This window comes from Bradyrhizobium sp. AUGA SZCCT0105 (assembly GCF_018129565.1).
Lineage (GTDB): Bacteria > Pseudomonadota > Alphaproteobacteria > Rhizobiales > Xanthobacteraceae > Bradyrhizobium.
Map to the genome: position 1 here is coordinate 215344 of NZ_JAFCMK010000007.1, position 13421 is coordinate 228764.

A 13421-nucleotide genomic window follows, 5' to 3' on the forward strand; every position below is an offset into this window, starting at 1 on the left:
AGGCAGAAAGATCAGGACTGGACATCATGACTGCAGCCCTTCGTTTCGATCCGATCCGCCTGCCGGAAAAGTGCGAGCAGCTCCGCAAGGAGGTGCGCGCCTTCCTCGCCGAGGAAATCGCCGCCGGCACCTTCGATCCCCACGCGCCGAACCGCGAGGACAATGACGCGCCGGAATTCTCCCGCCGCGTCGGCGCCAAGGGCTGGCTCGGCATGACCTGGCCAAAGAAATATGGCGGCCAGGAACGCTCGTTCCTCGAACGCTATGTGGTGACCGAGGAGATGCGGGTGGCGAACGCGCCGACCCGGCGCTTCTTCGTCGCCGATCGCCAGAGCGGGCCGGTGCTTTTGAAATACGCGCCCGAGCACATCAAGATGGATATCCTGCCGCGCATCTGCCGCGGCGAGGTCTGCTTCGCGATCGGCATGAGCGAGCCGAACTCCGGCTCCGATTTGTTCGCGGCGAAGACCCGCGCCACCAAGACCGATGGCGGCTATCTGATCAACGGCACCAAGATCTGGACCTCGTCGGCGCACATCGCCGACTACATGATCGCGATCTTCCGGACCTCGCCGCCGACCAAGGAAAACCGCCGCCACGGCCTGACCCAGTTCCTGGTCAAGATGAAGCAGCCCGGCATCCAGGTGAATCCGATCGGCCAGATCACCGGCCAGTTCGAATTCAACGAAGTGGTGTTCACCGACTACTTCGTACCCGACGATCACGTGCTGGGCGAAGTCGACGGCGCCTGGAAGCAGGCGACGTCCGAACTCGCCTATGAACGCTCCGGCCCCGAGCGCTTCCTCGAAACCTATTACGTGCTCACCGAGCTCGTGCGCGCCGTCGGCAAGAACCCGGACACCCGCAGCGCCGAGGGTATCGGACGGCTGGTCGCGCAGGTCCACACCATGCGACGCATGTCGGTGTCGGTCGCCGGCATGCTGCAGGCCGGCAAGGAGCCGGTGGTCGAGGCCTCCATCGTCAAGGACATCGGCACGGTGTGGGAGCAGCAGCTGCCGCATCGCGTCCGCGATCTCGCGGCGTTCGTCGAGGAGACCGCGACCAATCGCGAGACACTGGAGAAGCAGCTCGATTTCGCCATCAAGACCGCGCCCAAGCTGACGATCCAGGGCGGCACCACGGAAGTGCTGCGCGGCATCATCGCCCGCGGTTTGGGCTTGCGTTAATTCAACGAGGACAGATCATGACCAAATATACTGATATCGGCGTCGAAACCCACGGCCATGTCGGCCTGATCGAGATCCGCAAGCCGCCGCTGAATTTCTTCGACGTCGCGTTGATCAACCAGATCGCCGACGCGCTGGAGGAGTTCGACAACAACATCGAGATCCGCGCCTCGGTGCTCGCCGCCCAAGGCAAGGCGTTCTGCGCCGGCGCCAATTTCGGCGATCCTGTCCGCCAGGAACAGGAAGAGCGCGCCAAGAGCGATCCGGCCTCGAACCTGCCGATCAACCATCTCTATGTTCAAGCGGTGCGCATCTTCCGCAACAAGAAGCCGATCGTCGCGGCGATCCACGGCGCCGCGATCGGCGGCGGCCTCGGCCTTGCGGTGTCGGCCGACTTCCGCGTCGCCTGCCCCGAGGCGCGCTTCGCGGCGAACTTCACCAAGCTCGGCTTCCATCCGGGCTTCGGCCTCACCACCACGCTGCCGGAACTGATCGGCAAGAACAACGCCGAGCTGATGTTCTACACCAGCCGCCGCGTCACCGGCGAAGAGGCCTATCGCTGGGGTCTCGCCAACGTGCTGGTGCCGCAGGACCAAGTGCGCGCCGAGGCGATGAAGCTCGCGCAGGAGATCGCCGAATGCTCGCCGCTCGGCCTGGTCTCAACCCGCGCCACCATGCGCGCCGGCCTCGCCGACCGCGTGCTCGCCGCGACCAACCATGAGCTCGAAGAGCAGACCAAGCTGCGCGCGACCGAAGACTTCAAGGAAGGCGTCAAAGCCACCGCCGAGCGCCGCGTCGCGAACTTCAAGGGCCGGTGAGACCGCAAGCGCTGCTCTATCAACACGGTCGTCCCGGCGAAAGCCGGGACCCGTAGCCACCGATGGGAGTGGCGAGACAAGCCGTCTCCCCTTGTGCCCTTTCCGCGGGCCGCGGCGTATGGGTCCCGGGTCAAGCCCGGGACGACGCTCGGGAGATGGCTCGCTAACTTCTCGGCACCGCCAGCGCATCGACGATCGTCACGCCCTGCCCCTCCGGATGGCATCAGCACGGGATTAACCTCAATCTCGGCGATGCATGCATCACGCGTGATCGCCGGACAATCCATTCGAACGATCATGAGTGGTATTATGTATTTATGCGACTCCTGAGAGATAATTCACATTTGAAGTCCGCTACCGGCCATACAGTCCGACATTGGGCGCTCCGTATTCATCGCAGCATGGAGCAACGCAATGACTGCCAAGCATTCCGTTCCCGTTCGCGGGCTGTCCACAACGGCCCGTTCACCGCTTTTTCAGGGTCGCTTCGGTCGCATGTTCCGCATGGAGCCAGCGACATTTGGAAAGACCGACACCGACGCGCAGAACGCGCTTGCCAAGCTTGCGAAGACGATGACGTCGCCCCCCGATGATGCGAAGGACGGACGCGACGACGAGGAGAGCGGGATCCCCGCGCTCTATACGTATTTCGGCCAGTTCATCGACCACGACCTGACATTCGACCCGAACAGCTCACTGCAGAAGCGCAACGATCCGGATGCGTTGACCGACTACCGGACGCCTGCATTCGATCTCGACTGCATCTACGGCCGCGGCCCGGACGACCAGCCCTATCTGTATGACGGCAGCAACGGCTTCCTGCTCGGCAACCCCATACATGGCGCCAGCGACCCAGACGCCCACGACCTCCCGAGGAACGGAGCGCCGGTGAAACGCGCCCTGATCGGCGATCCACGCAACGACGAAAACGCGATCGTCTCGCAGTTGCAGGGCCTGTTTCATCGCTTTCACAATGCGATGCTGAAGCGGCACCCCGACGCCGAATTCTCCGACCTGCAACGGATCGTGCGACACTACTACCAGTATATCGTGCTGTACGACTTCCTGCCGCGGATCGTCGATCACGGCGTGCTCGACCAGCTCAAGACCGGCGGACGATATGACCAGTCGAAGCTGAAATACTTCCACTGGAAGAACGGGCCCTTCATGCCCGTCGAGTTCTCGGTTGCGGGCTATCGGCTCGGTCATTCGATGATCCGGCCGGGATACCGTTTGAACGACGGCGTCCTGCTTCCGATCTTTCCGAGCGGCCAGAACAAGGATGGCTTGACCGGCTTCCGCGAGATGAACCCGGCCTGGGCCATCGACTGGGGCCGCTTCATCGACATCGACACGCGCGACTATGACGGCGACGACGCGGTCAAGGCCAAGCGGCTGCAGTTCGCCTATCGCATCGATACTGCGCTGGTCAATCCGCTGGCGAATCTACCCCCCGCGGTCGCTTCCAACCCGTCGGTGCTTGCGGAGCGCAACCTGCTGCGTGGCTGGCGACTGGGCCTGCCGTCGGGCCAGGACATCGCCTACGCGATGGGCGTTCAGCCGCTCAACGACGAGGAGATTCTGATCGGTCAGGGCGTGGACAAGCCCGACACCGCACTGCCGAACATCCTCTCGGTGGATCCGGTCTTCCGCAAGAATTGTCCGTTGTGGACCTACATTCTCGCCGAGGCGATGCATCACGCGGTGAAGGTGAAAATTCCGGTCAAATCGGACGTCGAGGTGACGACGCCGCGGCTCGGACCGGTCGGCGGGCGGATCGTCGCGGAAGTCTTCGTCGGGCTGATGTTCGGTGACAACAGCTCGATCCTCAACATGAACAAGAACTGGTTCCCCGGATCCGGCCCCAATTTCGCGCTGAAGGACCTCGTCCGGATCGCTCTCGGAAAATAACGCCGAGCGCGGGGCAAGCCGGTTCGCAGCCCTTGAGCCGCCGCGCAGTTTGCGCGGCGGCTCAAGAATCGGGGTCACGAAAGGGAAAGCTATTTCGGCACCACCAGCGCATCGACGATCGTCACGCCCTGCCCCTCCGGGTGCACCAGCACGGGATTGACCTCGATGTCGGCGATCTCGCTTGCATGCTGCGCTGCCAGCATTGAGATCTGCGAGATCAGCCGCGCCAGCGCCGCGCCATCGGCTTTCGGCGCACCACGGAAGCCGTGCAGCAGCGGCGCAGCCTTCAGCGTCTCCAGCATCGCGGTCGCCTCAGCCGGGCTCACCGGCGCCGGACGATAAACGACGTCCTTGAACAGCTCGGTCGTGATGCCGCCGAGCCCCACCATCACCATCGGCCCGAATGTACCGTCCGTCATGGTGCCGACGATGATCTCGACGCCCTTCTTCGCCATCGGCCCGACCAGCACGCCCTGGATCAATGCCTCCGGCCGCGCCTTCCGCACCGTCTCCAGCATGTCGCGATAGGCGGTGAACGCCGCGCCCTTGGCGGCGATGTTGACGCGGACGCCGCCGACCTCGCTCTTGTGCGCGATCGCGGGCGACTGGATCTTCATGACAAGCGGAAATCCGGCCCGCTCGATCGCCGCGTCGAGCCCGTCGCGGTCGGTCACCAGCACCTCGTCCGGCAATGCGATGCCGGCCGCGCGCAGCAGCGACTTGCTGTCATGTTCGGAGAGGGTCTTCGCCGTGAGATGCACGGAAAGATCGCGCATCTGCGAGGCAGATGCCGCCATCTCCGGCGTGGGCTTGAAGGCTGCATAGTCCGCCAGCCGCCGCATCGCGACGCCGACATGGGTCAGCCCCGAGAGCACCACCACGCCCGATTTCGCAAGCTCCTGCCGCGCGAATTGCGACGGCAGCGTGTAGGAATAGAACACCACCGGCTTGTTCTGCCTTGAGATCACCGGCTTCAGCTCGGCTTCCTTGAACGGCATCCGCGTTTCGCTCGACAGCGACAGCACGGCCAGGGTCGCATCCACTTCATCTGACGCGTCAAACAGCTCGATGCTCTTCTGCAGGCCGCCCGAGGAGACGCCCTGCGCGGTGACGTCGACCGGATTGCCCGCCGCGCCATAGGACGGCATCCATTGCTTGATCTGGCTCTGGATCGCGACTGAGAGCTCCGGCACGCGCAGGCCCTGCATCGACACGGTGTCGGCGCCCCAGATGCCGGCGCCGCCGGACACCGTCAGCACCGCGACACGGTCGCCTTTCGGCAGCGGATTGGTGGTCAACACGGCCGCAATCGTCACCGCCTCGTCGAGGTCGTTGGAGACGATGAAGCCGTATTTCGCGAACACCGCGTCATAGGCCGCCGACCAGCCCGCCATGCTCGCGGTGTGCGAGGCTGCGGCGCGCTCGCCGGCACCGGAGCGGCCCACTTTAGTTACGATGATGGGCTTCCTGAGCTGTGCCGCCCGCTTCGCCGCGGCCAGGAACTTGTCGACGTCGCGGATGCCCTCGATGAACAGCAGGATCACGTCGGTCGAGGGATCCTGCACCATGTAGTCGAGGAACTCGCCGGCGCCGAGATCGCTCTCATTGCCGGCGCTGACGACGTAGCTGAGCGCGACACCGAGCGCCTTGGCGCGATGATAGATCGCAAAGCCGATGCCGCCGCTCTGCGCGACGATACCGATCCGCCGTTGGCTCGCAGCCAAGTCAGGTGCATCCGGCTTGACGTCGACGGTCGGGCTGAAGGTCGCGGCGACCTTCTGCACCTGGCTGTAAAACCCTTCGGCGTTCGGACCGGAGATCCGCATCCCCGTCCGCTTCGCCAGCGCCACGATCGCGTCCTGCATGTCTGCGCTGTCGCCGCCCTCCTCGGCAAAGCCGGACGAAATGATGACCGCGTTCTTGACGCCGGCAGCCGCGCATTGCTCCAGCGCCGGCAGCACCGCGCGCGCTGGAATGACGATGACGGCGAGATCGATCGGCGCGACGACGTCGGCGATCGACTTGAAACATTTCAGCCCGTCGATCTCGTCATAGTTCGGATTGATCGGATAGAGCCCGCCCGGATAGCCGTTCTTGCGCAGCATCGCGAGCAGCCGCCCGGGAATCTTCTCGTGATCGCGCGAGGCGCCGATCAGCGCGATGCTCTTTGGGGCGAAGAAGGAATCGAGCGGATGCGGCATGGGGGCGTTCCCTGTTGTTATTGCGCTCGACGATATTGGATAGCGGCCGCGGGCTCAACCTTACCCCGTCATCCTGAGGAGGCCGCAATGCGGCCGTCTCGAAGGATGAATCGGCCCGTCTGTGGCCGTGCATCCTTCGAGGCTCGCTCCGCTCGCACCTCAGGATGACGGGGAAGGATATCTTCGCGTAGCCCGGATGGAGCGGAGCGCAATCCGGGCTACGACATCATGCCGTCAGCTTGATCGTCACGCCGCAAAGCTGGAATTCATCGCCCTTCACCGCGCAGCCCCTCGCTTTCGCGGCATTCAGCACCTTCGCCTTGTCGGCGACCTTAAAGGTCAAGCCGCTCATGATCTCGCCGTCGCCCTTGACGAAGCGGAAGGTCGCGTTCGGCAGCTTCACCACGGCATCAGCCGCGGGAATGCCGACGATCTTCCCCCAATGCGCCGCCAACCCCTCGGGCTCGGGGCTCTGCATCTCGACCTCGGTCAGCGCCAAAGTCGTGTCCTTGCGGATCGACTTCTGCCAGTCCGGGCCGGCCGGCGGATATGGCCCAAGAATATCGTCGCTGCCGTCGGTGTGATTGAACTCGATGAAGGCAGCGCGGCAGTCGCGCGGGTGCAGTTGCACGCCGTGATAGGGCGCGTGCGTGATCACGTTGGCGGTGCGCACGCCGATCGCATTGGCCTTGGCGCCCCGCGCGTCGGGATCTTCACAGCAGAAGATCGCCATGTAGCCGCCGCGGCCGCCGGTCTTCTCGATGAAGCGGCCGGCCGCGGTGCCCGGACCCGGCTGGAACGGCGCGACCACTTCCAGCAGGATGGTATCGACCGGCAGCAGCGCGTTCTCGAGGCCGTATTTGGCGACGTTACCGTCGCGATAGCAGACATCGAGGCCCATGATCGCAGAAATGTCCGCGATCACCGGCGCGAGCTGCGGCGCCACCAGGCAGATCTGGCGCAACCGCATGTACTCGGCCATGAGATTGGTCACGGCCTACTGCCCCTGGAAGGTGGGCTTGCGCTTCTCGACGAAGGCCTTGGCCGCTTCCTTGTGGTCGGTGGTTTCGCCGGCACGGGTGTGGTGGATCGCCTCGCCGTCGAAGCAGGCTTCCAGCGTCATGGTCTCGGCATTGTTGATGTTGAGCTTGATGTAGCCGAGCGCCACCGACGGGCCCTGCGCCAGCGACCGCGCCAGCTCCAGCGTCTCGGCCTCGATTTCGGCATCGGGCACCACCTTGGAGACCATGCCGAGGTTATAGGCCTCCTGCGCCGACAGCACCGGCGACATCATGTAGAGCTCGCGCGCCTTGGCGCTGCCGAGCATCTTGGTCAGGAAATACGTTCCACCGTAGTCGCCGGAGAAGCCGACCTTGGCAAAAGCCGTGGTGATCTTGCAGGAGGCGCTGGCGACGCGCAGATCGCAGGACAGTGCGATCGAGAGCCCGGCACCGGCCGCCGCACCGTCGAGCTGCGCCACCACGGGCTTCGGCATCGTGTGCAGGATGCGCGAGACCTCCATGCCGCGGCGCAAATTCGCCATCTTGGCCTCGAACGGCAGCGGCGCGCGGCCTTCCGCCATCGACTTGACGTCGCCGCCGACGCAGAAGGTGCCGCCGGCGCCCCGGATCAGCACCGCGCGCACCTCGGTATCGTCCTGCGCCCGCCGCGCCGCCTCGACCAGGCCGCGCGTCATGTCCGGATTGAGCGCATTGCGCCGATCCGGGCGGTTCATGGTGATGGTGAGCAGGCCCTTGTCGAGGGATTGGAGAACCATCTGATTATCGCTCATGGCGTTTTGCCTTTCGTTGTTGTTGGTTACCCCGTCGTTCCGGGATGGTGCGCAAGCACCAGACCCGGAACCTCGAGATCCGGGGTTCGATGCTGCGCATCGCCCCGGGATGACTTCGTCACTTCTTCACCAGCGGGCAGCGCGACTCTGACAGCGGCTGGAACGCCTGGTCACCCGGCACGGTCGCGAGCAGCTTGTAGTCGTCCCAGCGGCCCTTCGACTCCGACGGCTTCTTGACCTCGAACAGATACATGTCGTGCACCATGCGGCCGTCCTCACGGATCTTGCCGTTCTTGGCGAACATGTCGTTGATCGGGGTCTCCTTCATCACCTTCATGACGGCGGCCGCATCGGTAGTGCCGGCGGCCTTCACCGCCTGCAGGTAATGCGTCACGGAGGAGTAGACGCCGGCCTGGGCCGAGGTCGGCACCCGCTTGGTGCGCTCCATGAAGCGCTTGGTGAAGGCGCGGGTGTCGTCATTGAGATCCCAATAGAACGCTTCCGCGAGCAGCAGCCCCTGCGCGGTCTCGAGCCCGACGCTGTCGATATCGGTCACGAAAGCCAAGAGCGGCGAGATCTTCTGGCCGCCCTTGGTGATGCCGAACTCGGCACCCTGCTTGATCGCGTTGATGGTGTCGCCGCCGGCATTGGCGAGCCCGATCACCTTGGCCTTCGAGGCCTGCGCCTGCAGCAGGAAGGAGGAGAAGTCCGAGGTGTTGATCGGATGCCGCACGCTGCCGAGCACCTTGCCGCCCGACTTCACCACGACATTGCTGGTGTCCTTTTCGAGGTCCTGGCCGAATGCGTAATCCGCGGTCAGGAAGAACCAGGTGTCGAGGCCGGATTTCACCGCGGCAAGGCCGGTCACATTGGCCTGCGCGAAGGTGTCGAACACGTAGTGCACGGTGTAGGGGCCGCAGGCCTCGTTGGAGAGGCGGATCGAACCCGGGCCGTTGAACATGATGATCTTGCCGCGGGCCTTGGCGATCTCGCCGGCAGCGAGCGCCGTCGCGGACGCCGCGACGTCAAAAATCATCTCGACGCCCTGGTTGTCGATCATGTCGCGGGCGATGTTGGCGGCAAGGTCGGCCTTGTTGAGATGGTCGCCGACCACGATCTCGACCTTGCGGCCGAGCACCGTGCCGCCGAAGTCCTCCACCGCCATCTTGGCGGCGGTTTCGCTGCCCGAACCGGTGATGTCGGCATAGAGGCTCGACATATCGAGGATGCCGCCGAGCTTCAGCGGAGGCTTGTCCTGCGCCAGCGACGCATTCGCCGAGATCGCAAACACACAGGCCAACACGCCGGCCAAAACCCGTCTCATTCAGATCCTCCCTTGAAGAACAGACCTCATTCCATCAGGTCCGTGTCGAGGGCCGGATCATGCCGCATGCCATGCAGAGCGGCAAGCCGCGGAGCTGACACGTGTTTTCCGCTGAACGGAATGGTCAAGATGTGCGAAGATCGAGCCATGCAGATATTGTCGATGCAGAATCTGTCGATGCTGGCTCGCGGCACTCTCCTCGCCTACACGATGCTGCTTGCCTGCGGGGCAAGTCATGCGGCCGGATGCAATTTCGAGATTCAGGGCGAAGGTCGCGTCGCTGCTGTGATCGATGCGCGCAGCCTGCGGCTGGATGACGGTCGCGAGGTCAAGCTCGCCGGCATCGAGGTGGCGGACCGGGCGAAGGCCATGGCAGCGCTGTCGGCGCTGCTGGTCGGCCGCGAGGTGACGCTGCGCGGACAGGACGACACGCCGGACCGCTACGGCCGGCAGCCGGCCTACGCATTCCTCGAAGGCAGCGAGCATCCCGTGCAAAGCGAGCTGCTGCGCCAGGGCCTCGCGCTGGTGTCGTCCGAGATTGCCGACAAGGACTGTGCCGTGGCGCTGATGGCAGCGGAGGCCGAGGCGCGGGCCGCCCGATCGGGAACCTGGGCCGAGTCCGCGGTCATAAAAAACGCCGAAAGTCCGGACGATATTTTGGCCGGGATTGGGCGCTTTACCGTGGTCGAGGGCAGGGTTTTGTCCGTGCGCCAGGCGGGGGCGACGACCTACCTGAATTTCGGCCGAAACTGGACACGGGACTTTGCTCTGACTATTTCAAGGCGCATAGTCCCTGCGTTTGAGGCGGCTGGCCTTGCGCCCAAGTCTCTGGAAAATCGTAGGATTCGTGTCCGAGGCTGGGTGGAAGCACGACGTGGGCCGCGAATCGAATTGCTCCGGGTGGGGCAGATTGAAGTACTCGGCGGGAACTAGGGGCCCACAGGTCACGGCCTGGCCGATTACGGGACAAGTTGTGGGTTTTTGACGTGATTGAGCGCGCTGGACCGCGTGAAGATGGAACTGGCCGCCGGCTTTCGGCTGCGCTGGCGCTCGTCTGCGCGGCCCTGACGCTGTCGGCCTGCGGCAATGTCGGCCGCTTCGAGCAGGTCGCGCCAACCGCGGCGGCGGCGCCGGTGAAGCCGAACCGGGTGGTGCAGCAGACGCCCAACAGCGAGCGCGAGCATGAGCGCATCCTGTCGTCCTATGGCGGCGCCTATGACGACCCGAAGCTCGAGGCGCTGATCGGCAAGACCGTCGACCGGCTGGTCGCCGCGTCCGAACGGCCCGACCAGGCCTACAAGGTCACGATCCTCAATTCCGGCGCGGTGAATGCCTTCGCGTTGCCGACCGGCCAGCTCTACGTCACGCGCGGCCTGATCGCGCTCGCCAGCGACACTTCCGAGCTCTCCTCGGTGCTGAGCCACGAGATGGCGCATGTGCTGGCCAAGCACGCCGCGATGCGCGAGGACCAGGCGCGCCAGGCGGCGGTGGTGACGCGCGTCGTCACCGACATGAGCACCGATCCCGATCTCACCGCGCTGGCGCTCGCCAAGACCAAGCTGACGATGGCGAGCTTCTCGCGGCAGCAGGAGTTCGAGGCCGACGGCATCGGCGTCGGGATCGCCGCCCGCGCGCATTTCGATCCCTACGGCGCGGCGCGCTTCCTGACCGCGATGGAGCGCAATGCCGCGCTCAAGATCGGCAAGACCGCGCTCGATCCGCGCGCGCAGGATTTCACCTCGTCGCATCCGGCAACGCCGGAGCGCATCTCCAATGCGCAGACCACCGCGCGGCAATACTCGTCGCCCGAGAGCAACGAGCGTGACCGCGAGACCTATCTCGCCGCGATCGACAACATCGTCTATGGCGAGGATCCTAGCGAAGGCTTCGTGCGCGGCCGCCGCTTCCTCCATCCCAAGCTCGGCTTCACCTTCACCGCGCCCGACAATTTCACGCTCGACAACACCGCGCAGGCGGTGATCGGCGTGCGCGAGGGCGGCAGCCAGGCGATGCGCTTCGACGTGGTGCGGGTGCCGGCTGAGCAGTCGCTCGGCGACTACCTGAATTCCGGGTGGATGGAAGGCGTCGAGAAGTCCTCGACCGAGGACCTCAACATCAACGGCTTTCCGGCGGCATCGGCCACCGCGCATGGCGACCAGTGGCAGTTCAAGGTCTACGCGCTGCGCTTCGGCAGCGACGTCTACCGTTTCATCTTCGCCGCCAAGCAGAAATCCACCGAGAGCGAGCGCAACGCGCGCGAGACCGTCAATTCGTTCCGCCGCCTGACGCTCGACGAGATCCAGGCCGCGCGCCCGCTGCGCATCAAGGTCATCAACGTGCAGCCCGGCGACACCGTGGAATCGCTGTCGCATCGCATGGCCGGTGTCGATCATCCGGCCGAGCGCTTCCGCGTGCTCAACGGCCTCGACGCCCACGCCCAGGTGAAGCCGCGCGACCGCGTCAAGATCGTGGTGGATTGAGGCTGCACGCACCCTCACCACCGTCGTCCCGGCGAACGCCGGGACCCCCAACCACCGTTATCGATTGATGGAAAAAGCTGGGGCCGCAGCGCGCCCCAACAACATATTCCTGTGCTTATGGATCCCTGCTTCCGCAGGGATGACGCTGAGAGAGAACGCTCTACTTCGCCTTCTCCTTGAGGAAGGCGATGATGTCGGCACGATCCTTCGGATCCTGAACCTCGTAGAACATCTTGGTGCCCGGAACCATCGCGTCCGGACCGGTCAGCCATTTGTCGAGATTCGCCTCGGTCCACACGATCTTCGAGTCCTTCAACGCCGGCGAGTAATTGTAGCCCGCGACCGAGCCGGCAAGGCGGCCCACCACCCCCTTGTGCATCGGACCGACGTCGTTCTTCTCGATCGAATGGCAATCGCCGCAGCCCTGGTACAGCGTGGCACCGCGCGCCGGATCGCCCGCCGCGCGGGCGCTGTTCAGCGCGAGCAAGATCGCGATGGCCGCCATCGCGGCGATTTTGGCCTGCCGCGGCGCTAGCACGCCTGCGATCGAACGAATGGTCATTCCGGGGGTCTCCTGTTTGCCACCACAACAGGAGCCGCCAGGCCGCCATTCTATTCCCCGAAATTCCCCCGCCCATAATTGCGCTGGACGCCGGCCGCATCGATCGCCGACAATCGCACTTCTTGTTGAAGTTTTTTCCGCCCGCGAGGAATATCCGCGTCATCGGCCGATCTCTATTCAAGCTGCCACCTCCGCAGCGGCGCCGGGTTTTTGGAGCATCCCCAGTGTTTCACAATCGGTTCGGCGCCGTCGCTCGACTTGCCGAACTCGGGTGCGTGCTTGCTGCGATCACCCTCGCAGCAGCCACCGCCGCGCGCGCGGACGGTTGTCCCAAGCCGAGCGACGAAATTGCGACCGACCGGCCCGACGTCACCAATTCGAGTATCGTCGTGCCGGTCGGGAGCCTGCAGAGCGAAAACGGCATCAACCTCACCGGCCGCAACGGTGGCCGCAGCATCGACGGCAGCAACAGCCGCTGGCGGCTCGGCATCGCGCCCTGCCTCGAGGTCCTGATCGACCTGCCGAGCTATACCGGAACTATGAGATCGCCGGGCGCCGCGGGCTTCTCCGACGTCGCTCCCGGACTGAAATGGCAGATCAGCCCGGTGCCGGGAAAGGTCGACCTGTCGATCACCGCCGGCGTCGCGCTGCCGACCGGCGCAGCCGCCATCGCCGGGCGCGGCGCGCAGCCCTACATCCAGCTGCCATGGTCATGGGAGTTGCATGACGGCTGGGGCGTCAGCGGCATGTTCACGGAATTCTTCCGCCCCGCCGAGCTGACCGGCCAGCACATGTCGGAAACGACCTTCGTGATCGAGAAGAAATTGACCGAGCGGATCAGCGTGTTCACCGAATATGTCGGCGACTATCCCGACGGCGCGCGGCCGACCCAGTTGATCAATTCCGGCGGCATGTACCGGCTTACACCGACCCAGCAGCTCGATCTCCACGTCGCGTTCGGGCTCCACCGCAATTCGCCGAACTACATCGTAGGTCTCGGCTATTCGTTCCGCGTCGACGGGCTGTTTCGCTAAGCGAACCTCTGTAGCCCGGATGCAGCGCAGCGCAATCCGGGGCAGAACCATTCGCGGTGAGAGCGGTCCCGGATTTCGCTGCGCTGCATCCGGGCTACAAGAGGAAGGAGAA

Annotated in this window: 11 protein-coding genes; 6 read left to right on the forward strand and 5 right to left on the reverse strand. The window is 64.7% G+C overall.

The genetic code is table 11. The annotated features are described in order from the left end of the window. Window positions 1–26: 26 nt before the first annotated feature. The 3 genes from JQ573_RS30000 to JQ573_RS30010 all read left to right on the forward strand — a co-directional run bounded on the left by JQ573_RS30000 (window position 27) and on the right by JQ573_RS30010 (window position 3916). The gene (locus JQ573_RS30000) at window positions 27–1187 is read left to right on the forward strand and encodes an acyl-CoA dehydrogenase family protein (protein WP_018269158.1); all 1161 of its coding nucleotides are present in this window, start codon (window positions 27–29) and stop codon (window positions 1185–1187) included. Window positions 1188–1204: 17 nt separating this feature from the next. After that, the gene (locus JQ573_RS30005; RefSeq protein ID WP_212311886.1) at window positions 1205–2005 is read left to right on the forward strand and encodes an enoyl-CoA hydratase/isomerase family protein; all 801 of its coding nucleotides are present in this window, start codon (window positions 1205–1207) and stop codon (window positions 2003–2005) included. A gap of 504 nt (window positions 2006–2509) precedes the next feature. Next, complete coding sequence (locus JQ573_RS30010) at window positions 2510–3916, forward strand: heme peroxidase family protein (protein WP_249132517.1); 1407 nt, start codon at window positions 2510–2512, stop codon at window positions 3914–3916. A gap of 89 nt (window positions 3917–4005) precedes the next feature. Here JQ573_RS30010 and JQ573_RS30015 read toward each other — a convergent pair whose 3' ends face one another. The 4 genes from JQ573_RS30015 to JQ573_RS30030 all read right to left on the reverse strand — a co-directional run bounded on the left by JQ573_RS30015 (window position 4006) and on the right by JQ573_RS30030 (window position 9233). Next, the gene (locus tag JQ573_RS30015) at window positions 4006–6117 is read right to left on the reverse strand and encodes an acetate--CoA ligase family protein (RefSeq protein ID WP_212311888.1); all 2112 of its coding nucleotides are present in this window, start codon (window positions 6115–6117) and stop codon (window positions 4006–4008) included. 226 nt (window positions 6118–6343) lie between these two features. Beyond that, window positions 6344–7099 carry a hypothetical protein gene (locus JQ573_RS30020; RefSeq protein ID WP_212312918.1) on the reverse strand — a complete coding sequence of 252 codons (756 nt, stop codon included), beginning with the start codon at window positions 7097–7099 and terminating at the stop codon, window positions 6344–6346. A gap of 15 nt (window positions 7100–7114) precedes the next feature. Then, window positions 7115–7909, reverse strand: a complete 795-nt coding sequence (locus tag JQ573_RS30025; RefSeq protein ID WP_212311889.1) for an enoyl-CoA hydratase — start codon at window positions 7907–7909, stop codon at window positions 7115–7117. Window positions 7910–8027: 118 nt separating this feature from the next. Beyond that, window positions 8028–9233 (reverse strand): ABC transporter substrate-binding protein, encoded by a 1206-nt coding sequence (locus tag JQ573_RS30030; protein WP_212311890.1) that lies wholly within the window; start codon window positions 9231–9233, stop codon window positions 8028–8030. 210 nt (window positions 9234–9443) lie between these two features. On the opposite strand from JQ573_RS30030, the gene JQ573_RS30035 reads away from it, so the two are divergent. After that, window positions 9444–10166 (forward strand): thermonuclease family protein, encoded by a 723-nt coding sequence (locus JQ573_RS30035; protein ID WP_212312920.1) that lies wholly within the window; start codon window positions 9444–9446, stop codon window positions 10164–10166. A 53-nt stretch (window positions 10167–10219) separates the two neighbouring features. After that, entirely contained in the window at window positions 10220–11713 is a 1494-nt protein-coding gene (locus JQ573_RS30040; RefSeq protein ID WP_212311891.1) for a M48 family metalloprotease, read from the forward strand. A 160-nt stretch (window positions 11714–11873) separates the two neighbouring features. Here JQ573_RS30040 and JQ573_RS30045 read toward each other — a convergent pair whose 3' ends face one another. Further along, entirely contained in the window at window positions 11874–12275 is a 402-nt protein-coding gene (locus JQ573_RS30045) for a cytochrome c family protein (RefSeq protein WP_212311892.1), read from the reverse strand. Window positions 12276–12499: 224 nt separating this feature from the next. Between JQ573_RS30045 and JQ573_RS30050 the strand changes: the two genes are divergently transcribed. Next, window positions 12500–13309: a transporter gene (locus JQ573_RS30050; protein WP_212311893.1), complete on the forward strand. Its 810-nt coding sequence runs from the start codon at window positions 12500–12502 to the stop codon at window positions 13307–13309. The last annotated feature ends 112 nt before the right edge of the window (window positions 13310–13421 follow it).